The following is a 23,252-nucleotide window of genomic DNA, read 5'->3' as shown; positions in this document are numbered from 1 at the left end:
GATGCGTACTGCGGGGGTGTGGGGTAGCCCTGCGGTGCCTGCGGATACGGGGGCGGCGGCTGCTGAGGTCGGGAGAACGTCTGCGCCTGCTGCGTCTCCTGCTGATCAAACGGTGCCTGATCCCGGTTCGGGTTGCCCCCGGGCCAGGGCCGTTGTTCACGGCCTCCCGGCTGTCCATGCCCCTGCGGATTCATGTAACCCCCCGAAAATGTCGCGGTGCGATGAGTTGTCCTGCACCATCCGTCGCATCGATCATCGCATGATCCGTTGCACCCCCATTGCACCAATTATTTGCCGCTCAGACCCCCTCTCATGGTGTGTAACACTGAATTCGGCAACAGCACAGCTCACCGGCTAGCACCGCTCACCTGGACGGGTTTTGCCGTTTTAGCTGGAGATATGTTCTGCGACGGTTTGGGCGTTGCTGGGCCACAAGTCGTGCTCGCGCGACGGCGGCAGGGCCGGGGATGTAGTGCGATCGAGGAGGGGACGTGACAGTGCAGCAATGCCAGGAGCCGCCGGCGGAGGTCGAGCTGCCCGCGCTGGCGATCGAGGTGGCGGGTAAGACCTTCATCGCCCGACCCGATCAGGGACCGGTGTTAATCGGCCGGGCATTACCCGCGCAGATCCGCATCACCACGCATGCCATCTCGCGCACCCACCTGCGCATCGAACCGGTCGGGCAGCAATGGGTGGTCAGCGACGCCGGCACCCGCAACGGCACCTTCTGTGATGGTGAGCGCATCGACGCGGTGCCGCTGCCCACCCCGCTGACCGAGTCGGTCACCTTCCACATGGGCGGCGTGGACGGCATCGCGGTCCGTATCCGCAGTGCGGCCGCGGTTACCGATACGCCCAAGGGCACGGTGGTGGCCCTGGCTGCGGCCGACCTGGCCGACCTGGACGATCGTGACGGCGAGGTCGCGGACTCCGCAGACTCTCTAACCGGGGAGATTGACCTGTCGGTCGCGCGGGCGGGAGCGGCGGTGGCGGCTCGGCGCGAAGAGCTGGGACTGTCCCAGCGCAAGCTCGCCGAGGAGCACATCGTCAGCCAGAGCGTGCTGGTGCGGTTCGAGCGCGGTGAGCACTGGCCGCGGCAGAACACGCTGACCAGAATCGAGGGCTATCTGGACTGGTCGCCCGGCACGATCGCCCGAATCCGTGCCGGGGCTTCGGCACCCGATGCAGAGTCCACCGAGGTGCTGTCCCCGACCGTGCAGGTCGCGGTCCTCATCGATGCCTCCGAGATCGCGTTGCGGGTGCTGCTGGCACGTGCGGCCGGGTTGCCGTCGACGAGCGCCCCGCATTTCGGAGCCGAGATTGCCCCCCTGCTGTCCGAGCTGCGCCGACTGGAGCGCACCATCTCCGGAGCCGCGACCACCAGCACAGGCCGTCCTGAGATCGCCCGACTGCTCAGCCAGATCCGGCATTCGGTGGAGGATCTGGCCGGCATCGCCGCCCGCGCACCGGGAGCCACGCTGGGCCAGCGCCTCACAGCCGTACGTACCCGCAGCCGATTGACTCCCGTCGAGGTGGCCGCCGCATCGGGCACTGATGTTGACACCGTCGCTGCCGCCGAGGCTGAACGCCCACTAAGCGGGCAGGCCCGCGCCGCGTTCGAGCAGTTTATCGCCGTGGTGGGTGCCCGATGACGCTGCGACAGAGACGATCACGACTGCTGGCAGCCACATTGGCCGCAGCGCTGGCAGCCACACTGATGACCGGCTGCTCCAAGCCGCTGGACGGCGGCGGTCAGGCAAAGTCCTCACTGTTCAATCCCGACACCGTCGGCGGCCTGCCGGTTGCCAACGGACCTAGCGGTGTGCGCCCGGATGCCCCTGAACCCGAGGGCGAGGTCGTCGACAGCGACGGCTCCGATGCTGACGCGCTGGGCCTGCTGTCGGTCAACGATGTCGTGGAGTTCTGGGAGCAGCACTACACCGATCCGATGGCAGGCACTTTCGAACCGGTCGAGAACATCGCCTCCTATGATTCGACCAACCCACTCGGGCCGCGCCTGTGTGGCTCGGACTGGTTTCGCAAACCCAACGCCTTCTTCTGCCCGGGTGCGGATTTGATCGCCTGGGACAGAGGCAGCCTGGTGCCCACCGGCATCGAGTACTTCGGCGATGTGTCCATCGCGGCACTGCTGGCCCACGAATACGGCCACGCGGTACAGACCATGGGCGATCTCGTCGACCGCTCCACCCCGGTGATCGTGCGTGAACAGCAGGCAGACTGCTTCGCCGGCAACTACATCCGCTGGGTCGCCGAAGGTAACTCCAAGCGCTTCGAACTGAACACCAGCGACGGACTCAACCGCGTGCTGGCCGCAGTGATCACCATCCGCGACCCCGTCCTGACGCCCGAAGACCAAGAGATGGTCCACGAAGGGCACGGCAACGCCCTGGACCGCATCAGCGCCTTCCAGGTCGGCTTCATCGACGGCGTGCAAGCCTGCGCCGACATGGATCTCGCGCAAATCGAAGCCAACCGAGGCGATATGCCCATGATCCTGGAGGACGAGCAGAACCAGGGTGGGGAAGCGCCGATCAACGAGAAGATGGTGCAGATGGTCACCGAGGTGGTCTCGGGCATCTACGGGCTCAATTCACCGCCGACGGTGACCTTGGATGCGGATGCGCCGCCCTGCCCGGACGCCAAAGCCACACCACCGGTGTCCTATTGCCCGTCGAGTAACACCCTGGCCGTCGACCTGCCTGCTCTACAAGCGTTGGGCAGCCAAGCAGGCTCCAAAGAACGCGTGCTGGTCCAGGGCGACAACACTGCCATCTCTGTGCTCACCTCGCGGGTGGCACTGGCGCTGCAACAGCAGCGCGGTGTCAACCTGACCGACGCCGCGGCATCGGTACGCACCGCCTGCCTCACCGGAGTGGCTCAACGCAAAATGGTCGAGCCGATCGACGCCCCCAGCGGAGGGAACCTCGTGCTGACCGCCGGCGACTTCGACGAAGCGGTGGCCGGGCTGCTCAACAACGGGATGGCCTCCTCCGGGGTCGACGGCAACACCGTCGCAGCAGGATTCACCCGGATCATGGCGTTCCGGTCCGGGGTGATCAATCCCAGTGTCGACGGCTGCTTCACCCGATTCCCATGAGCATGGCGACCACAACGCGGCTCAGCCGCGGTATCGACGCTGCCATCGCATTCCCGCTGCTGGCCGTCCACCTCGCACTCGGTTGGGGTGCCTCCGTGCTGGTGACCTTCGCGGTGACGACGATGCAGGACTGCCAGAGCGCCGTCTGCCCGGACACCAGCTGGACGTGGCTCGTACTGCTCGCCGCAGCCGTCGGTGTCATCGCGCTGCCGGTCATCGACCTGGCGCTGACCATTACGGCACTGTGCATGCGCAGACCGGCGTGGCTGGTTCCGCTGGCGATGTCGGCAGTCCACGTGGCCTACACGGTGCTGCTGCTGGTGCTCCTGGCCCAGGCGGGCCGCGCATGACACGGCCCAGCTGGGGCACTGCAGGTTCCGGCGCGCAACTGGCACCCGGGCACGGCGCCACGACAACGGCCGCATGGACACCGCCGCCGCGACACCGCGGAGTCGATGCCGCCGGGGCGTTCCTGTTGCTGGCGGTGCATATCGTGCTGGCGATAGGCACTGTCATGGTGGTCGGGTTCGCGGGGGTGGGCCTGGACCCGTGCTCCTACCGCCCCTGCGGGAACCCGATCTGGTCGACCATCAGTCTGTGCATGGTGCTGGTGTCGGCCGCGGCGCTGCCGGCGGTTGATTTTGCGCTGATCGTGGTGCGGCTTGTGAAGAGCCGTGCGGCCTGGGCGATTCCCCTCGTGTTCAGCGCTGCGCATATCGGCGTCGGCGCTGTGTCCTTTACCCTGATGGCCGCATCGGGCCCGCAGTGAGCGGGCCCGGATCCGGCTCGGACGGGCCCGCGGAGGGCGTGTTCGCCATAAATCCGGAGGAGAAGATCTGGACGTTGGCGCGTCAGCTGGTCACAGGGCAGCACACCATCAGCCAACTAAACGACTCCGCCAACCTCTTGGCAGAAGCCAACCCGGGTGATCCTGCTGTGATGCAGCACCTTTCGCAGCTGCGCCGGAGTAACGATGATTGGTTTTACGGGGCGCTCCCCACTCTGCTGGCCGCGATGCAGGTCTCCATCGAGGCGCGGGAAACATTCGGTCCGGGCTTCACCCGCGTGAAGGATCCGATTGACGCTGCTGTGTGGAACCATAAGCTCGGGCTCTGGCGTGAACGGCTCAGCGGCAGGATTAAGCACGACGGCGGCTACGGTTAATTGGGATGATCGCTGCCGCCGAACTGGCGTGCGACGGATTTGAACACCGCGCCACCTCGGACTGGAACCAAAGAGCAGACCCTCACCTGCGCATCGCCGGCAGGAAGCATGCGTAGCGCAGCGCATTGTGCGACCGTCTAGTAGGACTTTGTTAGGTGGGGAAGTAGTGGTGGCATAGTGGGCAGGTGCCGATCCAGATGGCCAGTGCGCGTTGGATTTCGCGCAGGATGGCGTAAAGGGTCAGTCCTGCCCGGCTGCTTTTGGGAGCGTCAACCGCAGGGTGGTGAGGAACAGGTGTGCGGCGGTGACGAGGGTGGCGTGGTGGTGCCAACCCAACCAGGAGCGGCCTTCGAAGTGATCGAGGCCCAGTCCGGTTTTGAGTTCGCGGTAGTCGTGTTCGATGCGCCAACGCATTTTGGCCAGCCCGACGAGTTCGGCAGCGGGTGTGTCGGCGGGCAGGGTGGACAGCCAGTAGTCGGTGGGTTCGGCGGTGTCGGTGGGCCATTGGGCGATCAGCCAGCACTCGGGGAGCGTCCCGTCATCGCCGCGGGGAATGTCACGGTTGGCCGGGAGGACCCGCAGGGTCACGAACTGCGATGCCATGGTCGCGGCGGGGTTGTCGGGGCCGGTCTTGGTGCCCTCGCGCCAGGTGACGGTGCGGGCTGCGCCACGCCCGGCGGCCACCGTGAGCTCTTTGAGACTGACGGCCGGGTCGGGGTAGGCCGGCACCGGAAAGCGGCCACGGTCCCCGGCGCGGGGCGCTGCGACCGGCATCGCGTCGCCGGGGTGGGCGCTGGTGGCAGCTTTGACCGCCACCACGTACGGGATGCCGCGTGCGGTCAGGGCCAGCCGAAACGCGGTGATATCGCCGTACCCGGCATCAGCGACCACCGCGGGTGGGGTGCGTCCCCAGTCGATGAGTTCATCGAGCATGTCCAGGGCCAGTTCCCATTTGCGGCGATGATGCTCATCCTCGGGGATCGCGGCGCGGCGGCGGCGGGTGGCGATACGGGCACGTTCCTCGGGATCCTCGGCGTGCTCGACATCCCAGCTTCGCGGCACGAACAGCCGCCAATCCAACGGGGCCGACGCCGCGTCGGTGGCGGCGTGTACCGACACCGCGACCTGGCAATTGTCGACCCGGCCCAGGGTGCCCGAGTATTGCCGGGTCGCACACGGCGAGTGCGGGCCGTCCTTGGCGAACCCGGTGTCATCAATCACCCAGCAACGTGGAGCGATCAGATCGCACGCCTTGCGGGACAACGTCTTGCGCACCGGCACCACATCCCAGGGCGAGGTCGTCACGAACTGCTGCAACTGCTGATGATCCACCTGCAGCCGTGCCGCCATGGGCTGCATCGACTTTCGTCGTCCATCCAGCATCAACCCACGCGCATACAAGCCTGCCTTGGCCCGCTGATCACTACGCTTGAGCGACGAGAAGACCTCGGCGACAAACACATCCAGCGCCTCGCTGACCCGACCCAGTGCAAGATCATCCACCCACAAATGCTCTCGAGAGTCTAAGGCAATGTCCAGACGACACGCCCACCTAACAAAGTCCTACTAGGTGCCTGGGCGATGTGAGAGTTTCGGGGATGACTTTCGTTGAGTGGACGTGAATTCCAGGTCGGCCAGGTGAATGAAGAGTTCGGCAAGCGTCGTGGGACGGGCGAGGAACGGGCTGTGTCCACCGTCGATCCAAGTCGGCTCGACGCCGAGGCGCGATGTGGACGTGGCTCGCACCCAGTCCGCAGACACCGCTCGGTCGTCTCGACCCATGACGTAGGCGGTGGGCACGTCCGGGAATTCGTGGAGCGGGGTGGGCTCGATGACCGGTGTCGGAGCCTGCGGGCGCAGCCGCACCGCTGACGCGGCGGCCATCCCGGGTTCGCAGTCATGGAAGAAGAGGTCAATCGCAACATCCGATGGCCAAAGGCTCCGACCGTCGGAGTCCTTGAGTTGGCGGGGTAAGCCATTGTCATACCACCATGGCGCCATCGGTCGGCCGGCCTTGAGCTGGTCACGCCAGCTGGTTCCAAGCTCGGGCAGAAGTGCGGCGAGAAAGATCAGGCCGTTCACCGGCGCGAGCGCGGGAACCAGCGGAATGGCGAGCCCCGCCAATGAATGCCCAACGACGACACTGCCCGTCGGTTGCACGGCAGCGGCGATCGCCGCTGCGTAGGCCTCGGCGCCCTGGCCCACCTCATCGCTGGGTAGCTGAACAGCCGTCGCCGTCTGGCCGCGATCTTCGAGGACATGGATCAGGGGCGCCCAACACCATGCGTCGTGCCAGGCGCCGTGGGTCAGGATGAAGTGGGTCACCCGTCCTGCCCTACCGCCGGCGATGCCTGTGAACGCAGTCGCTCAGACAGGATCTCACCACCGGAGGCGACCTCGTCGGGAGAGACCTCGACGATCCAGACCCGGACAGAGGTTTCGGGTACACCGAGGGCGTCGCTGGCGGCTCGAGAGATGCCGAGGACTAGGTTTCGCTTCTGCTCAGGGGTCCTGCCGCTGGCCAAGTTCACTTGAATGAAGGGCATATCCGTTCCGTTCCATTTGATTGCTCATGGCTGTTGGGACCCGTCGTCAGATCTTGACGCCGCTCAAGCTGACGCTTCCGATTCCGGTCACGCTGGCAGTGACGGTACTGCCAGGCTTCATCGGTACGGGAGCGGTCAACCCACCGGAGAGCACGACCCAGCCGGCTTCGAGTCGCTGCCCTCGGCGGGCGAGCGCATTGGCCATGAAGGCGACCGAGGCTGCCGGGTGTCCCAAAACCGCTGCACCAGAGGCAGAGTCGGCGATGACACCGTCGACATCGAGTAGACAGCCGACGGCGGCCAAGTCGAGAGTCGGCCGTACCAGGTCGGTGCCGAGCGCGAAGCCTGCCGAGGACGCGTTGTCAGCGATCGCGTCGAGATGGGTGAACGAGAACCCGTGGTAGCGGCTGTCGATCACGTCGAGGGCGGCGCAGACATATGAGGTGGCACCGAGGACATCGGCTGCGGTGGCATCAGGACCCTGCACCGGCTCGGCGAGCACGAAGGCGATCTCGGGCTCCACCCGCGGATGAATGAGCGCGTCAAGATCCAGCTCAGAACCGTCGGCGAGCATGTCGCTGGTCACGAACCCATAGAGGGGTTCGTCCACGCCCATCGCGATCTGCTTGGCGCGGCTGGTTAGTCCGAGCTTGCCGCCCAATAGCCGCGCCCCACGGCCGATCCTGGCGTCCACCACACCGCGTTGGATCTGATAGGCGGCATTTTCGGTGAGCTCGGTTTGCTCGGTCAACGGCGGGATGGTGATACGGGTCGTGGCTGCCTGGTCGAGCCGGCTCGATAGTTCAACGAGACTGAGATCGGTCATCTTCCCGCCCCCGAACCGGCCGACGCGAGAACCTGTCTGTCACTGGTGTCGTCGACGAATCCCACGGTGACGTCGCCGAGACCGTCGAACTGGGCACGGATGGTGTCACCTGGCGTGACGTTGATTGCCCGCGTGCAAGTCCCCGGCATGACGAGCTCGCCGGCCTCGAGCTGCACCCCGTAGGCGGCGAGGGTATTCGCCAGCCACGCCACCGCATTGGCGGGGTTGCCCAGAACCGCACCCGACGCGCCGGTCTCCACGATCGAGCCGTTGCGGCGCAGGACTACTCCAACTGCGCGGATGTCGATGTCGACCAGTCGAGTCGGCGTCCCGCCGACCACGACCCGTGCAGAAGAAGCGTTGTCGGCGATCGTGTCGACGATGGTGATCTGCCAGTCGCGGATCCGGGAGTCGATGACCTCCAAGGAAGGCACGACGAACGCCGTCGCGGCAAGAACGTCAGTGACCGTCACGCCGGGACCGCGCAGCGATCGGTTCAGGACGAAGGAGACCTCCGGTTCCACACGCGGGGCGATCAGCGCAGAACTGCTCAGTGGCGTGCCCTCGGGGTGGAACATGGATCCGAGCAAGACACCGAAATCTGGTGTGTCCACGCCGAATTGCACCTGCATTACCTTCGCGGTGAGCCCGACTTTCCGACCCCGGACGGACTCACCTGCCTGTACACGCAGTTTCGTGCCGGCGGCTTGGATGGCGTAGGCGTCCCCGATCGTCGCCTCCGGGTGTCGCTCACTGATCGAAATGCCCGGAACTCCCGAGGTCTCGGCTACGTAGAGCTCCTCGGCGAGTTGGAATATCTGCTCGTCGTCAAGGACTCGGCCCTCGGTTTTGGTTGGACTAGTCATACCGGTAACTATCGCGACCGCTGAATCACACGACAACGAACCGGACCGCCCAGTGGACCGAGGGCGGGACTTCGTGTGTGCCCGACGCAACGATCAGAGCCAGGCCGTTCGCGGCCCAACCAGCGCAAGAGCCCGCCGAAGACCAGGTCCACCAGGGTGACCCACGGCGAGGCATCACACCGAGGAAGCGAGACGATGACCTCCACCCCCCTGATCGTCAGTACGAACCCCTTCGACCGTTCGGACCGGGTCGGTGAGTTTCCCATCTCGTCAGCTGACGAGATCGCCGACGTCCTCAACCGGGCGCGGGACGTACGCCGGGAGTGGAACGCCCTGCCCGCAACTGCCCGGGCGGACGCGCTCTACGCTGCGGCAGCCGGCCTCGAAGCCAACAAGGTTGAGGTCACCAACCTCGTCGTGCGCGAGGTCGGGAAGCCGGTCGTCGAGGCACGCGGCGAGCTCAAGCGCGGTATTGACATCTTGCGCTATCACGCTGGTTCGATCATGATGCCGTCCGGCGACACCCTGCCGGGCTCAACGGTGACCGGCATTCAATTCACCACTCGCCGTCCGCTGGGCACCGTTGCGGTGGTCACCCCGTGGAACTTCCCGGTCGCGATCCCACTGTGGAAAGTAGTCCCCGCTCTGGCGTGGGGGAACGCCGTCGTCCTCAAGCCGTCGTCGGAGGCTGTCGGAGTGGCCACCAAGCTGGTGGAGATTCTGTCCGTCTACTTACCCGCAGGACTGCTGAGTTTGGCTGTCGGTGGCAAGGCCGTGGTCGACCGGCTCATCGATGGCGCTGACGGGCTCAGCTTCACTGGAAGCACGCCGGTCGGACTCGCTCTGGTGAAAAAAGCTGCCGAGCGCGCGATCCCGTGTCAGACCGAGATGGGCGGCAGCAATCCGTCGGTCGTGCTGGCCGATGCGGACATCCCGCGTGCCGTCGCCGCGGTCGCAGGGTCGGCGATGGCATTCGCGGGTCAGAAGTGCACCGCCACCGGCCGGATCATCGTGGAGGCCCCGGTCTACGACGAGGTGCGCGACCGGCTCGTCGAGGCCGTCGAACGGCTCACGGTCGGCGACCCCGGGAACGACGCGACGGTGACTGGGCCCGTGATCGGAGAGGCCGCCCTTGCCGAGGCTCTCGACGCACTCAAGCAGACCCGCGGTCGTCAGCTTTGCGGCGGCAACGCGGCCCCGGACACCAACGTCCTGTCGCCCACGATGGTCGAGGTGGACGGTTCGGAGCACGACATCCTGCTCGACCAGGAGGTGTTCGCCCCCGTCGCCGCGCTCGTACGCGCTGACGACCCGTCCCATGCCATGGCACTCGCCTCAGCTACCCCCTACGGGCTCTCTGCGGGGCTGTTCACCGCGAATGTGGCTGCGGTGCTGCAGTTCATCCGGCACAGCGAAGTCGGCATGGTGCGCGTCAACGCTCCGACCACCGGTGTTGACTTCTGGGCGCCATTCGGCGGGATGAAGGCGTCGTCCTTCGGTTCCCGTGAGCAAGGCCCTGCCGCGAAGGACTTCTTCACGCACGGCGTGACAGTCTTCGTCGACGCGTAGACATTGGACGCGACTAGTCCTGCGACGCACGCAACAAGTGTTCTGCTCCAATGGGTTCCGCTACGGGGTATGGTTGTGTGCGCGGTGGTGTTTGCTCTGTTGACCCGTCTGGTCGTCTCATTGGTCATTGGAAGCTCGCGGCACGACGGGGATGGGGCTGAGCCGGCGTATGTGTTTGCCGACCCCAGATTCATCTGCGAAGACACCCCGTATCGCGGCTTTGCGTACGTTTACCTGCCGGGTGGCTATCGACGACGTGATCAAGGTCGATGACGGATCGCACTTGGAAGCCCTCCGCCCGACTCACTCCGAGAAGTCATGGGGCGCTGTCGAGCAGGTTGAAATCCAGCACCCAGCGATGTGACTGTCCGACCTCGAGCCGCGGGCAGTCCTGACATTGCACGGCTGTCCGCGCCGGTCCGGTCAATGGACTCCGATGTAGATAGACAGAGCGCCTTGTTTGGAGTATGTAGGTCAGCCGCGAGACAGGAGCAGAAATGGGGCAGCACCACCACGGGCCTGTCGTGCGTCGCCTAATTCCCAATGAGCGGCGGACGAGCGGCCGCGACAGAAGGTGAGGGACGCGATGTCGATCATCGAAATCGACCCGGGTGGCTTCGTTGTCGAGGCCGAACTCGGCGAGACGGTTCTTGCGGCCATGCGCCGTCACGGTATCGCCCCGAGGTCGGGTTGTCGCCGCGGTGGCTGCAGCCTATGCAAGGCCGATGTCGTCTCCGGCACGGTAACGCACGAGGTCGGTGCCGCTGCTACTGCGCTCACGGCCGAAGAAGTAGCGGACGGGGTCTGCCTTCCATGCCGTGCGCACGCCCTCACCGACTGCAAAATCCGTCTGCGGGGTCCTGCTCGCCGCATCTTTACCGCAACACCACCGCGTACTGCGACGCCCGCTTAGGAGCGGACGAAGATTCCTAGCAACCACCGGGCACTGAAGAAGCAACGTTCACAATCTAATCGGCGAAGGAGATCAACCATGGGTGTAATGCGACTTGGGTACGTTCATGTGCGGCAGAGTGACCTCACCACCGCGACCAAGCATTACAGCGACACACTCGGAATGACCGTGATGGCAGAGAAGCCGGGCCAGGTGTTCCTGAAGTCCTGGGATGAGTACGACCACCACTCCGTCGTGCTGGAAGAGGGTGGCGCAGGATTGGTGAAGATGGGCTACAAGTGCGAGAAGCCCGAAGACATCGAGGAGATCGAGAAGAAGGTTCTCGCCTTCGGCTGCACTGTCGAGCGCATGTCCGCTGGGGAGAATCTCGCGATCGGCGACGGTGTCAGGATCACCCTTCCCTCCGACCATCTCGTCGAGCTCTACTCCGAGGCGGAGTATGTCGGGCACGAACTCGGCCTGCTGAACCCCGATGTCGCGCCGCGAAACCCGATCGGCGTGCACGTGCCCCGCCTCGACCACGCCGTCATTACGGCCGAGGAGCCGGAGGTTATCGAAAGGTTCTTCCAGGAGTGCATGGGCTTCAAGCCAGCCGAGCGGGTGCTGGGAAATGAGCCGAAGCCGGAGTTGCTCGGATCATTCCTGTTCTGCAGCAACACTCCACACGACTTCGCGGTGCTGAAGGGGCCAAACAACAAGCTTCACCACTTCGCCTACACCGTCCAGGACTGGTCAGATATATTGCGCGGCACCCGAATCCTCGTCCAGGACGACGTCCGGATCGACGAAGGCGCCACACAGCATTCCGTCACCCGAGGGACGACGACCTACTTCTTCGATACCTCCGGTAATCGTAATGAGATCTTCGCGGGTGGCTATACCACCTTCCCGGACTGGCGGCCGATCACCTGGACCGGTGACAACTTGGCCAAGTCGATCTTCTACTTCCATCAGGAGTTGTCCGACGAATTCATGACCACGCTGACCTGACGGAAATCTATTGGGCGTCAATCACTTATATGCAGGCACACACAGAAAGTAGTCCGATGCGAGCAATCATCATTGGTGGGGGAATCGGGGGACTGTTTACCGCGATTGCCCTCCGGCAGGCTGAAGGGGTCTTCGACCAGATCGAGGTCTTCGAGCAATCGTCGGTGCCGACTGAGGCCGGTGCTGGACTGAACATCGCTCCCAATGGCGCCCGTTTATGTCACTGGCTCGGGGTAGATCTCGACGGGGGGGATCCCAAAGGGCCCAGCGGTGTGCCGGATGGCGGCCGCGCTTCGATCCTGGACGTGACGCGGATGATCAACGACGATCTCAGTGTTTCGCGGAAGCCGTTCCACTACAACGCCCCCGAGAAGCGGGCACTTGGTGGTGGGTTCCATCACATGCACCGTCAAGATCTGCTGATGTGTTTGCACGAGCGGGTACGTGAATTGGCGCCTGAGTATCCCGTTGCCAGTCCGATCAGCGTTCACATGGGTAAGCGTCTGGTGGGCATCGAGCAGCACGACGCGGGTGTGACGGCCAGCTTTGCCGATGGAACCACCACGACCGGCGACATCCTCATCGGTGCGGACGGTATCCACTCGAAGGTGCTGGAGCTGACGTGGCCGGAGGCCCCGGAGCGGCGGTTCACCGGTTCACTGATCTTTCGCGGGCTGATTCCACGCGCGGATGTCGAGACGCTTCGGAAAGCCGATGGGAGGCCGCTCGATCACAACCCGCTTGACGAGCTGTGTATGGACATGTACAAGCGCAACGACGACTACGCCATGAGCTATTGGGTACGCGGCGGCGAACTTTTGAACATCGGTTTCACCTGGTATGACCCCGAGTCGACCGAGTTCACCGATGACTGGGGCGATTGGCGCACCATCGAGGTCGACGAACTCGTCGAGCACATCAAGAAAATGTGGGCTGGCGACCCGCGGATGGATAACCTAGTCGCACTTGCCGGCGCGATGAAGAACACCACCAAGTGGGGTCTCTACGATCGCCCTGCCTTCACGTCCTGGCAGGACGGTCGGATCTGTCTTGTCGGGGATGCCGCGCACCCGATGTTGCCGACGATGGGTCAGGGTGCCTCCCAGACGATGGAGGACAGCGCAGCCCTTGCCAAGGCCTTCGCGCTGCACCAGAGCGACTTCGCGTCGGCCTTCCTGCATTACGAACGCGTGCGCCACTACCGCGCGACCCGGTTCCAGTTCGCGTCGAAGGTCGCGTTCAAACATCTCGAGCCCGAGGATTCAGCTGAGCGCAAGCAGATCCTGGCTGCCGTGGATGAACGAGACTTCGCGTTCTTCGACCACGAAGAACGCGCGGGCAATGACGACTCCTGGATCTATGAGTTCGACGCCCGCGAGATCGGGGACCGGCTTCCGCCTCGGCGGTGGGGACCGTGGGATTACCGGGCGTCGGGTGCGGGTGCTGAGGCGCGTCGGGTGATCACGATGAACCTGTGGAAACCGAGCGTGCCCGCGACGGGCGATCGCTTGGTGACCCGACAGGAACTCGAGCAGCACAACACCTTCGAGGACTGCTGGGTCATCATTCACGGCAAGGTTTATGACCTCACCGAGTGGAAGGACCGCCATCCGGGAGGGCCCTTCGTGGCGAGGCTGTACGCAGGCAAGGATGCCTCTGCTGAATTCGGTGACTTCCACAGCAAGGCAGCCACGCGCCACATGCGCCTCTTCTGTATCGGCGACTACGCCGGCGACCGAATGACCTCGGAGGAGTTTGCACGTGGGACCGCACATTAGTCTGGCCGACGGCATCGATGTCGTTGTCGACAGTGTTCGCCAACTCACCCCGGACGTCGCCGAGATACGGGTGACCGATCCGTCGGGGGCGCCGCTCCCGCCGTGGCAGCCCGGTTCGCACATCGAGGTGGGTCTCCCCAGCGGTATAACGCGGCAGTACTCGCTGTGTGGTTCGGGGTCCGACGAGCGGTCTTACACCATTGGCGTGCTGCGCCAGCCTGCCGGTCGCGGTGGTTCGGCGGAGTTGCATCGCGTGACCAAGCCCGGTTTGGTGTTAAGGATCAGCAAGCCGCGAAACAACTTTCACCTCCGCGACGCACCCTCCTATCTCTTCCTTGCCGGTGGAATTGGAATCACCCCGCTGCTTCCCATGGTTCGTTCGGTGGCGCAGCGCGGGGCCGAATGGAGGCTTCACTACGGGGCGCGGTCTCTTGAGCAAATGGCTTTTCGGGAACGCGTTGACGAGTTGTCGCCGGCGCGGTACACGCTCTGGCCGCAAGACTCTGCTGGCCGGATGCCAGTCGGTGAGCTGATCGCAGCGGCGACGCCGGAAACGTTGGTCTATGTGTGTGGGCCCGCTGCAATGCTGGATGCAGCGTCGGTCGCGGTCAAAGCCGCCGGTCGTACACCGCGACTGGAGATTGAGCGGTTCACGGGTCCCGCAGCCGTTGATGAGGGACCGTCGGGGGCCATCGAGGTGGAGTTGAAGCGCTCGGGTGTGGTCGTGCACGTCGACGGTGGGCAGTCGATCCTGGATGCGGTGCGGGCTGTCGTTCCCGAGGTGGAGTTCTCTTGTCAGGAGGGCTATTGCGGCACGTGTGAGACCGCCGTGTTGTCGGGGATTCCCGATCACAGGGATGTCTACCTCGACGACGAAGAGCATGCATCGAACTCTGTGATGATGATCTGCATCAGCAGGGCACTCACACCGAATCTGGTCCTGGACTTGTAGGCCAATCGCAGGAGCGGAAGGGCCGCAACAGAAGTGGAGATGAAGACCTGGCCACCGCGACCGTCGGTCGCTCATGACGACCGGTCAGCGATCGGCTTTAGTCACACGGGTCGCACTGCCCGCTGAGCGGGAGTTGGCTGAAGTGCACGGGGCCGAGGATGACGGGTTTCCCGACGTGCGGTTTTGTCCTCACGCGTTTGGCGATGACCGCGCGTGTCGGGGTGGGTTGGCCGCCATCGGCCGGCATGTCGGCGCCATGGAAGCGGTAGCACTGTAGCCGCGACTCGGCAGCGTGCGGCTGAAGATCCTTCGGCTTTGGCTGACCCATGATCTTCAACGCGTATGCGTAACCCGCGCCGACCGTTTCGTCACCGCTCGAGACGCACAGCGCCCTCAGTGGCGGTCCACCTTCGGTCGCATTCCGGTCTGCAATCGCGACCGGAACCCTTGCCGATCCAGCTCCGCTGATGCGCGCCGTACTGGATGCCCGAGTCGCCAAGGACGCTCCGCGCAAGGTCCGAGTAGGTGAGGTAGTCGTTGTAGCGCTTCGCCGTCTGGATGAGGACCCCGTAGGCGGCTCGGACCCATTCGGCATGTGCTTCATGGAAGGAAACCGGTGCTCCGTCAGACGCTCGCCACGGTGAAGGAACGTTCAGTCTTCGCCCGACGGCGCGGAGCTGTCCTTGATCGGATCGTCCGGCTCGCTGGTCGGCGCTGCTTCTTGCTCGTCGCTAGTCACCTGTGACGACAGACAGGCGGGTCTGCTGAGCGATGCTCGGCGAGAAAGGTCGCCGTGATGACGACACTGGATGATGTGACCAAGAAGAAGGCTGAGCAGTCCGCAGAGCAGCAGGCTGCGGTCGAGTTGGTCCGGCTGGCCCAGGAGCAGGGCCTGTCGCTGACAGGGCCCGACGGGTTGCTCAAGCAGCTGACGAAAACGGTCCTGGAGACCGCGCTGAACGAGGAGATGACCGAGCACCTCGGCTATGAGAAACACGATCCGGCCGGCGCGGGGACAGGCAACATCCGCAACGGCACCCGCTCCAAGACGGTGCTGACCGACACCACCGGCCCGGTCGAGATCGACGTGCCGCGTGATCGGGCAGCGACGTTCGAGCCGCAGATCATCAAGAAGCGGCAACGCCGACTGTCCGGTGTGGACGAGGTGGTGTTGTCTTTGTATGCCAAAGGGCTTACCACGGGCGAGATCTCGGCTCACTTCGCCGAGATCTACGGCGCCTCGGTCTCGAGGAAGCGGCTCCTCGGCCTCCAAGGAGGCGATCAGCCGGATCACCGACAAAGTGCTCGAGGAGATGAACGAGTGGGCGGTGCGGCCTCTGGATGAAACCTACGCGGCGATCTTCATCGACGCGATCGTGGTGAAGGTCCGCGACGGCCAAGTCGCCAACCGGCCGTTCTACGCCGCGATCGGCGTCACTCTCGGCGGGGAACGCGACATCCTGGGCCTATGGGCCGGCACCGGCGGTGAGGGCGCCAAATTCTGGATGGCCGTGCTCACTGAGCTACGCAACCGCGGCATCAAGGACACCTTCTTCGTCGCCTGCGACGGTCTGAAGGGCTTGCCCGAGGTGGTCGGCAACGTGTGGCCGCAGGCGATCGTCCAAACCTGCATCATTCACCTGATACGCAAGACTTTTCGGCTCACCTCCCGTAAGTATTGGGATGAGATCAAGCGCGATATCAAACCGATCTACACCGCGGTTAACGCCGCCTCGGCCCGCTCGGCGTTCGACGAGTTGGCCGAGAAATGGGGGCAGCGCTATCCGGCGGTGATTCGGTTGTGGGACAACGCCTGGAACGAGTTCATCCCGTTCCTGGACTACGACGTGGAGATCCGGCGGGTGATCTGCTCGACGAATGCGATCGAGTCGCTCAATGCCCGCTACCGCCGCGCGATCAAGGCCCGAGGGCACTTCCCCGCGGAGCAGGCCGCCCTGAAATGCCTCTATCTGGTGACCCGGTCGCTGGACCCGACCGGTGCCGGCAGGGCACGATGGACGATGCGGTGGTTGAGTCGGCCCGGGGCGCGGTGTCGGCATTGCTGCCGCTCCGTTTCCCCGGGCCGCTCGCCGAACCCGGCGTGCGTGTCTCCACGCACCGGGCTCTCCACGATCGGGTGCCGTCAGGCCGTTCTCAGCCGCAGGAACGGGTTAGGAATCTTGTTGCCGCGGTATCGGTAACGGGTGACCGTCACCGCTGCCGGATTGAACACCTCGATCCCATCTGCCGCGATCGGAAGCCACCTCCCCGTGGGAGTGGTGAACTTGCGGCGGAACACCTTCCACCTCCAGCGGTGCCGTTTGCGCAACCAGCGGATGATGCGCCAATTGACGAAGCGGCGCAGCCGGTTGAGCGTGTGCTTGCACACGGCATACCGGAAGTAGTTGGTCCAACCGCGCAGGATCTGGTTGATCCTGCCGACGACGGCTCCCATGTCCGCTTGGCTGACACGATGTGTCAGAGCACGGATCTTCGCCTTGACCGACCGGAACGGCCGATCGGTGATGAACGTGTGGACGAACCACTTCCGTGTTCCCCGTTTACGTTTCCACTGGATGCGGAAACCGAGGAAGTCGAACCCTTCGCGCATGTGCACGATCCGCGTCTTGGACTCCGAGAATCGAAGCCCTAGCGGAGCAAGCACGGTCGCGATGTCCTCGCGCAACGCGACCACGTCGCCTTCTTCGCCGTGCACGAGCACGACGAAATCGTCCGCATAACGGACGATCCGCCACGTCGGCAGACCCTTGGAGCGACGATGGTTGCGTCGGTAGGTCGTTCCCATCACCCCGTCCGGTTGCCACGGGGCCATCACGTGCTCATCGAGCACTGACAACGCAATGTTGGCCAGCAGTGGTGAGAGAATCCCGCCCTGTGGGGTGCCGGTGTCGGAGTCCTCGTAGCGGCCGGTCTCGGTCAACACCCCAGCCTTGAGGAATGCCTTCACCAGCGCGAGCACGCGCTTGTCTTTGACCCGCAACCGAACTCGGCCCATCAGAGCCGAATGATCGATCCGGTCGAAGCACGCCTCGATGTCGGCGTCCAGCACCCACTGATAACCGCGGGAACCAAACATCTGAATCTCAGCGATCGCGTCGTACGCCCGCCGCCGGGGCCGGAAACCGTAGGAGACCGGAAGAAAGTCGGCCTCGAAAATCGGCTCCAGCACCAGCTTCAATGCGGCCTGAACCACCCGATCGGCAATGGTCGGGATCCCCAACTTGCGGAGCTTGCCCGACCCACCCGGTTTCGGAATCTTGCGCTGTCGTACGGGCACAGGACGAAACGAGCCGTCCTTGAGTGACGTACGGAGCTGGTCCAGGAACCTAGGCATCCCGAGGCCTTGTTCGACGTTGACGGTAGTCACACCTCGAAGCCGGGCGTGTTGCGGCCACGGTTGTCCGCGACCCGGTCGAACGCCACGATCAGCGTCGCCGGGTCGTGCACGAGGTTGAACACATCACCAAACCGCCGCCCAGTATCGGCCACCGCCCAACGGTGCAGCTTGTCCTGCATCTCCGATACCCGCTGCCACGGACCCTTCTGGCGCGCGGCCGGCGCCGCCTTCGGCGGTGCATCTTTCGGCATTACAGCAACCAACTGCATCCTCTCGCTGTTGCCCTACCCCATGTGACCGGTCCCCCGACCTCGGAGCACTACGGCAACTCCGCCCCGCCGCGAGCCGATCGGCCGACGGTGCACCCAGGCCCCCGATACGCTGGCCGCCACCGGAAAGGGCAGACCCGCAACGGCTTCCGTGTTCACTGTGTTCGCTCGATCGAGGAGCATCCCGACTCTGCCCCTGCGGCCTCGCTGTGGTTACAGTCCCAGCCCCGGGCTCGTAGAGGTGGCTGATCATGCGTTTGAGGGACGGATGGGGTATCGATTCTCGCTCAGTGGTACTTTTTTATACCAAATTCCTGAGAAACTTTTCGTGTCGGTTAGCCGCGGGTTCCGATCAGAATTCCTTGTAGCCAAGGTACTTGCCGCTCAGGACGATTCGGACGCGGTCGCCGGCCGCGTCGGGCTCGCGGGAGAGATCGATGCGGAAGTCGATGGCGCTCATGATGCCGTCACCGAACTCCTCATGCACGAGTTCCTTGATCGTTGGGCCGTATACGGCGACCATTTCATGCAACCTATAGATGAGCGGGTCGGTTGGTACGACGGCAGGCATTGAGCCCTTATAGGGCGGTGCCTGCAGAATGTGCTCCGCCTCAGCGGGCAGGTTGAAGATTCGTACCACAGCTTGCGCCTGGTCTGCTTCGAGCGCCATCTGTCCAAGGCACGCCGCGGTCGTCCATTCCTTGCTGGCGCCGACCTCCTCGGCGACTTGGGACCATCGAACCCCACGCTGAATGCGCTCGGCGGTAATGAGTCCCGTGACGTCAGCGCGAGTGAGGGGGGTGGTCATCGGTCAGCCTCCTTGAGGAGGGCAATGGCCTCTGCGGTGGTCCAGACCGCGCTGGCGAGGAATCGGAAGTTCACTAGCGCGGCGAGGTAGCCGTCGCCTTCGGGCAGGCGTGGGCCCGCTGTGGCGTCCTTGACGACGGCGACTTCGAAGCCCTGCTCGACGAGTTCACGCATGTGGCCTTCGACGCACAGGTTGGCAGCCATCCCTGCCAGGATCACCTGGTTCACGCCGCGTTTACGTAACTGGAGAACCAGGTCGTTTGACTCGGGACCGACGATCTTGTGCGGAGAGGCGATCACGGTTTGCCCGTCATGGATGTGGTGCTGGTAGGCGGGCAGGAAGTCGGCGCCCGAGCCGGCGAAGCCGTCCGTCGTGTATGCGCCCCGGCGCCCGAACATGCCGGCAGTGCTCATGAACTGTTCGAGCGGATCGCCGAACCGCCACTGCTTGTCGGTGGGATAGAAGTAGTGCGGCGACACCGCAACTGTCATGTGCATCAGCTTCGCGGCGTCGAACAGTTCGCCGATGTGAGCGACGGTGTTGTTCTCGCTGATGCTGTCACCGAACACCGCCCATGAGACGCCCTCGGGGCTGAGGAAATCGATCTGCGGATCAGTGATGACCAGCGCGGCGTGCTCACGATTGAGCACAAAGGTAGAACCTGGGAGCGCAGGGTTGTCTGGTTCGGCGTAGATAGTCAGATCTGTCATGGGGCAATCCTCACGTGCCGGAAAGGGAAGAGCGAGACACTATGAATAATAGATGACCAGTCGACTATATTCAAGCACCGCGCCGACGCCGAACCCGGCCCTGGACAGATCGGTGCAGAAGCGCAGGAACGGTGACCGCTTCGAAGCTGTCATATGGCGCGCGGCTGCGGGCGACCTTCCCGCGGAGGGCCGCACCCTCCCACGCCTGGATCAGCTGCTGGGCGATCTCCGCCGCATCGAGATCCGCTCGGACGCCACCCCATTCACCCTGGCCAGAGCGCACACACTCGGCGAGAGCCTCATCCCAACGGTAGAGAATGCGGAGGAGTTCGGCGCGCACCGGTTCACTAGAACCACCAAGCTCGAGCGACAAGTTGCCGACCAAGCAGCCGAGCACGAAGTCGCCGGCCTCGTGCTCGTCGGCGAGGGCGTGGAAGAAGCGTGTGATTCGTTCCCGTGCCAAACCTTCTGCTTCAAGAATTGGGAGAAGGCGCGTTTCGATATCGGACCAATAATGTTCGAGGATCGCCGCGGCGAATGCCTCTTTGCTGGCAAAATATGCGTAGAACGACCCTTTTGGCACACCTGCGACATCGGTGATGTCTTTGACCCCGCTGGCGGTGAATCCACGCGCGTGTATGAGGCTGAGTCCCGCTTCGAGCAGGCGGCGACGCACGTCGGGATTCGATGGGCGGGGCACACAGCCAATCGTAGCTGACCGGTCGCCTACCTCTGTCGGCTCGACGGCAAGCTGATGGATATGCACAACGCGAGCTCAACATTTCACGAAGAGTCGTGAAGCCAACCGGGCGCTCACCTCGCGTCCGCGGGTCTCCAGCCTTCCCGCACGCCAGCAATCTCGCCGATCTCGCCCGGCCTGTTCGCGGTGCAGCCCGTGCAAGCGGTGTTGCCGGGCGTGATTGAGGGCTGGTGGGGTCGATTTGGCAGTCGTTCCAGCTTGGCGCTCGGGACCGAATGCACTCTCTTGTATGCGAGCCGAGTAGGCAGCCTGGAAACCGTGCAGCGGACTTGCCCAGAGAGCTTGCTGCACACCGCGCCACCGTGAATGATGTTGTGCCGGGGCCCGTTGAATGGGGGGCGTGCCGTGGGATTGACCGGATCCGATCGTGAAGCATGTGCCCACGATGAAATCCGTTGCGTCCGGCTGAGGTTGCCCACCTGATCACTACGTTGCTGCACGAGGCGGTATACCACGTATCGAGGGTCAGAGTGTCAGGGTCCGTTATGCCGACTACTTACCCACCGACGGTTTCCAAACGCAAAATATTGTCTCCACGATTGGGGCCTTCACTTTAGCGGCCTCAATGCTGCCGTTCGTCTGGAACTTGTTAAAGAGCTGCGCTACGGCGAACCAGTCGTCGTCGATGACCCCTGGGGCTTCGGCAACTCGCTGGAATGGGCCACCAGTTGCCCACCGCCACGACACAACTTCACCGAACTGCCCCGCGTCCGCTCCGAAAGGCCCGCCTTCGAACTGAACTACCCCGCAAATGCTCAATCGGATACCCGCCGAAAACCACACTAGGAGCAATCACAGAGCTGAGAACCGAGGCCTAACCGATACGATGGCGAAAGGCCGAAATAGTGACCCATGAGCCGGACCGCACAACTATGTGCAACCCCAGCTGCCGGGTTACCGCCGCGACCGTGGATCGTGTCCATTGACAGCACGTTCGATCATCAGCCCGCGCAGGATGTAGCGGGCGCAGCGCCGGATCGTCGCCCGCCGCGGCGGGCGAGTCGATCGGCGTTGTGGGCGAACACGTTGCCACGGATGAAAGCAGCCTCGCCCGCAGCTGGCGGACGACTGATCGTCGCATTCCAGCCACACCTGTACTCGCGGACGTTCGCCATAGAGTCCGGCGCCGCGTTGGATCATGGCGATGAGGTGGTCGTGTTGGACGTCTACGTCGCGACAGAAGACCCGATCCCGGGTTTCACCCGGTGGCCTGATCGCCAATGCGGTGCGCTATCACCGGAGGGCGTGCATTACGTGCCCAAGCGCGGCGCGGTGCCGACCGTGCTCGCAGGGCTGCCAGCTCAGGCGACATCATCATCACCATGAGGGCAGGGGATACGACATCACGGCGCTGCGATCAGAGTTACTGGAGCAACTGGCACGCAAGAAGCGGCCGTCTTGAGCCGCGCCTCAGTGGTGCGAGCCGGATTACTCAGGTCCTCGTCATGTGCAGTGGCAGTGGAATCTAGCGCAGCGTGTAGAGAGAAGGGTATGTCGGCCAACACCGGTCCACCACCCTGGGCCACCGAGTCCGTCGATCTCGTCGACGCCGATCCCGCCTGGGCTCTCCGCGGTGAGCAGGAACGCGACCATCTCGAAACGCTGCTCTCCCCTCGGCGGATCGCCCGCATCGAGCACGTCGGCTCCACCTCGATACCCGGTCTCGTAGCGAAACCGATCATCGATCTTCAAGCGCCCGTCGCCGATCTCTCGGATTCAGATTCGATCGCGGCGGTGTTGGCTTCCCACAACTGGCATCACGTGCATCCCGATCTCGACCAGCGACCCTGGCGGCGCTTCTTCGTCAAAGTCGCCGACGGGCGGCCCAGCGCCACCGTCATGTGATGACCCCCGACAGCCCGCGCCGGCACCAGCAGATCGCGTTCCGCGACAGCTGCGCGCGGACCCCCAGAACTCGGGGCAGAACACCGAATCGTGCTCTGCGATAGCGACCCGTTGAAGTTGCACTATTCATGGGGGTCTGGCCAGAATCGGTGCCGCCCCCTGGTCCAGATTCGAACATGAACTTGGCGCTACGCGAGCGGCTTTGGCCGCCGGCAGGCTTGGCTTTGCCGATGTCGCGCTGGTGTCGATACTTTCTGTCCACGTCCTGCGCACCCGTAATCCCAAGCCACAAACCCGACCCGCCAAAGGCGGTCATTTGACGTGCAATGCGCAGCTGCGGGAGCCGCCGCGCGAGTTGGTACTCCACAGTCGAGCGTGCCGAGCCCGGCAGGGTGATGTGGACTTGGCCGGCGTCCCGACGGCGCTGGGTGAGCGGCCCCAGCGCTGCGATCCAGCATTGCTCGACGACATCATCGGTCACCCCCGCCCGGGTAGAGTAAGACATCTGGATCCAGGGCCAGTTTCTGTGAGCAATTGACCGACTGAACGGTTTCGACGTTCTGGCGGCGCCGGACTCGGCGGTTAGCTTGACGACTGGCGCAGGTGGGACACCACCGGGAAGCGACGTTTGCACGCATCGACCGCCTGGGTGTTCCTCCTCTGTGAGGAGTGAACCCTGCCCGCAACCATCATTGATGGCGCACGTGTCGCCCAAGCCATGCTTACCGAAACACGCGAGCAGGCAGCGGAGTTCCATAAGACATGCGGTCGAAAACCTTG

General features: G+C 64.1%; 23 protein-coding genes, 3 pseudogenes and 1 riboswitch. Of the genes and pseudogenes, 14 read left to right on the top strand and 12 right to left on the bottom strand.

The annotated features are described in order from the left end of the window. Positions 1 to 194, bottom strand: a pseudogene (locus BST15_RS22420) (hypothetical protein); the annotation flags it as partial. Positions 195 to 491: 297 nt separating this feature from the next. Between BST15_RS22420 and BST15_RS18450 the strand changes: the two are divergent. From BST15_RS18450 to BST15_RS18430, 5 genes are read left to right on the top strand one after another with little or no spacing between them, the layout of a single operon-like run. Continuing rightward, on the top strand, positions 492 to 1,652 hold the full coding sequence (locus BST15_RS18450) for a helix-turn-helix domain-containing protein (RefSeq protein ID WP_082635010.1): 1,161 nt from the start codon (positions 492 to 494) through the stop codon (positions 1,650 to 1,652). Then, on the top strand, positions 1,649 to 3,118 hold the full coding sequence (locus tag BST15_RS18445; RefSeq protein ID WP_046189487.1) for a neutral zinc metallopeptidase: 1,470 nt from the start codon (positions 1,649 to 1,651) through the stop codon (positions 3,116 to 3,118). The genes BST15_RS18450 and BST15_RS18445 overlap by 4 nt, the downstream gene beginning before the upstream one ends. A gap of 2 nt (positions 3,119 to 3,120) precedes the next feature. Then, positions 3,121 to 3,468, top strand: coding sequence for a hypothetical protein (locus BST15_RS18440; protein WP_046189486.1), 348 nt, complete (start codon positions 3,121 to 3,123; stop codon positions 3,466 to 3,468). Beyond that, on the top strand, positions 3,465 to 3,887 hold the full coding sequence (locus BST15_RS18435; protein WP_046189485.1) for a hypothetical protein: 423 nt from the start codon (positions 3,465 to 3,467) through the stop codon (positions 3,885 to 3,887). Before BST15_RS18440 ends, BST15_RS18435 begins: the two co-directional genes overlap by 4 nt. Positions 3,888 to 3,925: 38 nt before the next feature. Further along, positions 3,926 to 4,282 carry a hypothetical protein gene (locus BST15_RS18430; protein ID WP_131701205.1) on the top strand — a complete coding sequence of 119 codons (357 nt, stop codon included), beginning with the start codon at positions 3,926 to 3,928 and terminating at the stop codon, positions 4,280 to 4,282. Between the two features lie 240 nt (positions 4,283 to 4,522). Here BST15_RS18430 and BST15_RS18425 read toward each other — a convergent pair whose 3' ends face one another. From BST15_RS18425 to BST15_RS18405, 5 genes are all read right to left on the bottom strand, one after another. Beyond that, positions 4,523 to 5,785: an IS701 family transposase gene (locus tag BST15_RS18425; RefSeq protein ID WP_046189483.1), complete on the bottom strand. Its 1,263-nt coding sequence runs from the start codon at positions 5,783 to 5,785 to the stop codon at positions 4,523 to 4,525. A 63-nt stretch (positions 5,786 to 5,848) separates the two neighbouring features. Beyond that, positions 5,849 to 6,607, bottom strand: a complete 759-nt coding sequence (locus BST15_RS18420; RefSeq protein ID WP_052583557.1) for an alpha/beta hydrolase — start codon at positions 6,605 to 6,607, stop codon at positions 5,849 to 5,851. Continuing rightward, complete coding sequence (locus tag BST15_RS23280) at positions 6,604 to 6,828, bottom strand: tautomerase family protein (RefSeq protein ID WP_046189482.1); 225 nt, start codon at positions 6,826 to 6,828, stop codon at positions 6,604 to 6,606. Before BST15_RS23280 ends, BST15_RS18420 begins: the two co-directional genes overlap by 4 nt. 46 nt (positions 6,829 to 6,874) lie before the next feature. Beyond that, a complete protein-coding gene (locus tag BST15_RS18410) occupies positions 6,875 to 7,654 on the bottom strand; it encodes a 2-keto-4-pentenoate hydratase (RefSeq protein WP_046189481.1) in 780 nt (259 codons plus the stop codon). After that, entirely contained in the window at positions 7,651 to 8,520 is an 870-nt protein-coding gene (locus BST15_RS18405) for a 2-keto-4-pentenoate hydratase (RefSeq protein ID WP_079459747.1), read from the bottom strand. Before BST15_RS18405 ends, BST15_RS18410 begins: the two co-directional genes overlap by 4 nt. 195 nt (positions 8,521 to 8,715) lie before the next feature. Between BST15_RS18405 and BST15_RS18400 the strand changes: the two genes are divergently transcribed. The 6 genes and pseudogenes from BST15_RS18400 to BST15_RS18370 form a co-directional block, all read left to right on the top strand. Beyond that, entirely contained in the window at positions 8,716 to 10,089 is a 1,374-nt protein-coding gene (locus BST15_RS18400; protein WP_046189480.1) for an aldehyde dehydrogenase family protein, read from the top strand. Between the two features lie 586 nt (positions 10,090 to 10,675). After that, positions 10,676 to 11,002: a 2Fe-2S iron-sulfur cluster-binding protein gene (locus BST15_RS23275; RefSeq protein WP_079459746.1), complete on the top strand. Its 327-nt coding sequence runs from the start codon at positions 10,676 to 10,678 to the stop codon at positions 11,000 to 11,002. A gap of 78 nt (positions 11,003 to 11,080) precedes the next feature. Then, positions 11,081 to 11,992, top strand: coding sequence for a catechol 2,3-dioxygenase (locus tag BST15_RS18390; protein WP_046189479.1), 912 nt, complete (start codon positions 11,081 to 11,083; stop codon positions 11,990 to 11,992). 56 nt (positions 11,993 to 12,048) lie between these two features. Beyond that, positions 12,049 to 13,770, top strand: coding sequence for a cytochrome b5 domain-containing protein (locus tag BST15_RS18385; protein WP_046189478.1), 1,722 nt, complete (start codon positions 12,049 to 12,051; stop codon positions 13,768 to 13,770). Continuing rightward, on the top strand, positions 13,754 to 14,722 hold the full coding sequence (locus BST15_RS18380) for a PDR/VanB family oxidoreductase (protein ID WP_052583555.1): 969 nt from the start codon (positions 13,754 to 13,756) through the stop codon (positions 14,720 to 14,722). Before BST15_RS18385 ends, BST15_RS18380 begins: the two co-directional genes overlap by 17 nt. Before the next feature lie 793 nt (positions 14,723 to 15,515). Continuing rightward, a pseudogene (locus tag BST15_RS18370) lies at positions 15,516 to 16,752 on the top strand (IS256 family transposase); the annotation flags it as partial. A 113-nt stretch (positions 16,753 to 16,865) separates the two neighbouring features. Here the strand turns inward: BST15_RS18370 and ltrA are convergent. The 5 genes from ltrA to BST15_RS18350 form a co-directional block, all read right to left on the bottom strand. Next, positions 16,866 to 18,077 (bottom strand): group II intron reverse transcriptase/maturase, encoded by a 1,212-nt coding sequence (gene ltrA, locus BST15_RS18365; RefSeq protein WP_234808430.1) that lies wholly within the window; start codon positions 18,075 to 18,077, stop codon positions 16,866 to 16,868. 29 nt (positions 18,078 to 18,106) lie between these two features. Next, positions 18,107 to 18,349 carry a hypothetical protein gene (locus BST15_RS22870; RefSeq protein ID WP_234708313.1) on the bottom strand — a complete coding sequence of 81 codons (243 nt, stop codon included), beginning with the start codon at positions 18,347 to 18,349 and terminating at the stop codon, positions 18,107 to 18,109. A gap of 352 nt (positions 18,350 to 18,701) precedes the next feature. Beyond that, on the bottom strand, positions 18,702 to 19,157 hold the full coding sequence (gene cynS / locus BST15_RS18360; protein ID WP_046189477.1) for a cyanase: 456 nt from the start codon (positions 19,155 to 19,157) through the stop codon (positions 18,702 to 18,704). After that, a complete protein-coding gene (locus tag BST15_RS18355) occupies positions 19,154 to 19,867 on the bottom strand; it encodes a cysteine hydrolase family protein (RefSeq protein WP_046189476.1) in 714 nt (237 codons plus the stop codon). Before BST15_RS18355 ends, cynS begins: the two co-directional genes overlap by 4 nt. 70 nt (positions 19,868 to 19,937) lie before the next feature. Beyond that, positions 19,938 to 20,543, bottom strand: a complete 606-nt coding sequence (locus BST15_RS18350) for a TetR/AcrR family transcriptional regulator (protein WP_198528309.1) — start codon at positions 20,541 to 20,543, stop codon at positions 19,938 to 19,940. A 565-nt stretch (positions 20,544 to 21,108) separates the two neighbouring features. On the opposite strand from BST15_RS18350, the pseudogene BST15_RS22865 reads away from it, so the two are divergent. The 3 genes and pseudogenes from BST15_RS22865 to BST15_RS18335 all read left to right on the top strand — a co-directional run. Continuing rightward, positions 21,109 to 21,483: pseudogene (locus BST15_RS22865) on the top strand (cytochrome ubiquinol oxidase subunit I); the annotation flags it as partial. Between the two features lie 179 nt (positions 21,484 to 21,662). After that, entirely contained in the window at positions 21,663 to 21,953 is a 291-nt protein-coding gene (locus tag BST15_RS23195; protein ID WP_046189473.1) for a hypothetical protein, read from the top strand. 165 nt (positions 21,954 to 22,118) lie between these two features. Continuing rightward, the gene (locus BST15_RS18335) at positions 22,119 to 22,472 is read left to right on the top strand and encodes a GrpB family protein (protein WP_052583552.1); all 354 of its coding nucleotides are present in this window, start codon (positions 22,119 to 22,121) and stop codon (positions 22,470 to 22,472) included. Here the strand turns inward: BST15_RS18335 and BST15_RS21865 are convergent. Then, on the bottom strand, positions 22,465 to 22,953 hold the full coding sequence (locus BST15_RS21865) for a hypothetical protein (protein ID WP_131701204.1): 489 nt from the start codon (positions 22,951 to 22,953) through the stop codon (positions 22,465 to 22,467). The two genes, BST15_RS18335 and BST15_RS21865, sit on opposite strands and share 8 nt — an antisense overlap. 99 nt (positions 22,954 to 23,052) lie before the next feature. After that, positions 23,053 to 23,130: riboswitch (ZMP/ZTP riboswitch) on the top strand. Positions 23,131 to 23,252: the final 122 nt, after the last annotated feature.

It is taken from the genome of Mycolicibacter arupensis (assembly GCF_002086515.1).
Lineage (GTDB): Bacteria > Actinomycetota > Actinomycetes > Mycobacteriales > Mycobacteriaceae > Mycobacterium > Mycobacterium arupense.
Note: the sequence above shows the minus strand (reverse complement) of the source record. Positions and strands in the feature narration are given on the sequence as shown.

What these genes read in the sequence shown, in the direction of transcription:
- BST15_RS18445 (WP_046189487.1), top strand. Translation starts at nt 1,649, where the DNA reads ATGACGCTGCGACAGAGACGATCACGACTGCTGGCAGCCACATTGGCC.
- BST15_RS18440 (WP_046189486.1), top strand. Translation starts at nt 3,121, where the DNA reads ATGGCGACCACAACGCGGCTCAGCCGCGGTATCGACGCTGCCATCGCA.
- BST15_RS18435 (WP_046189485.1), top strand. Translation starts at nt 3,465, where the DNA reads ATGACACGGCCCAGCTGGGGCACTGCAGGTTCCGGCGCGCAACTGGCA.
- BST15_RS23280 (WP_046189482.1), bottom strand. Translation starts at nt 6,828, where the DNA reads ATGCCCTTCATTCAAGTGAACTTGGCCAGCGGCAGGACCCCTGAGCAG.
- BST15_RS18410 (WP_046189481.1), bottom strand. Translation starts at nt 7,654, where the DNA reads ATGACCGATCTCAGTCTCGTTGAACTATCGAGCCGGCTCGACCAGGCA.
- BST15_RS18405 (WP_079459747.1), bottom strand. Translation starts at nt 8,520, where the DNA reads ATGACTAGTCCAACCAAAACCGAGGGCCGAGTCCTTGACGACGAGCAG.
- BST15_RS18400 (WP_046189480.1), top strand. Translation starts at nt 8,716, where the DNA reads ATGACCTCCACCCCCCTGATCGTCAGTACGAACCCCTTCGACCGTTCG.
- BST15_RS23275 (WP_079459746.1), top strand. Translation starts at nt 10,676, where the DNA reads ATGTCGATCATCGAAATCGACCCGGGTGGCTTCGTTGTCGAGGCCGAA.
- BST15_RS18390 (WP_046189479.1), top strand. Translation starts at nt 11,081, where the DNA reads ATGGGTGTAATGCGACTTGGGTACGTTCATGTGCGGCAGAGTGACCTC.
- BST15_RS18385 (WP_046189478.1), top strand. Translation starts at nt 12,049, where the DNA reads ATGCGAGCAATCATCATTGGTGGGGGAATCGGGGGACTGTTTACCGCG.
- ltrA (WP_234808430.1), bottom strand. Translation starts at nt 18,077, where the DNA reads ATGCCTAGGTTCCTGGACCAGCTCCGTACGTCACTCAAGGACGGCTCG.
- BST15_RS22870 (WP_234708313.1), bottom strand. Translation starts at nt 18,349, where the DNA reads ATGCAGTTGGTTGCTGTAATGCCGAAAGATGCACCGCCGAAGGCGGCG.
- cynS (WP_046189477.1), bottom strand. Translation starts at nt 19,157, where the DNA reads ATGACCACCCCCCTCACTCGCGCTGACGTCACGGGACTCATTACCGCC.
- BST15_RS18355 (WP_046189476.1), bottom strand. Translation starts at nt 19,867, where the DNA reads ATGACAGATCTGACTATCTACGCCGAACCAGACAACCCTGCGCTCCCA.
- BST15_RS23195 (WP_046189473.1), top strand. Translation starts at nt 21,663, where the DNA reads ATGAAAGCAGCCTCGCCCGCAGCTGGCGGACGACTGATCGTCGCATTC.
- BST15_RS18335 (WP_052583552.1), top strand. Translation starts at nt 22,119, where the DNA reads ATGTCGGCCAACACCGGTCCACCACCCTGGGCCACCGAGTCCGTCGAT.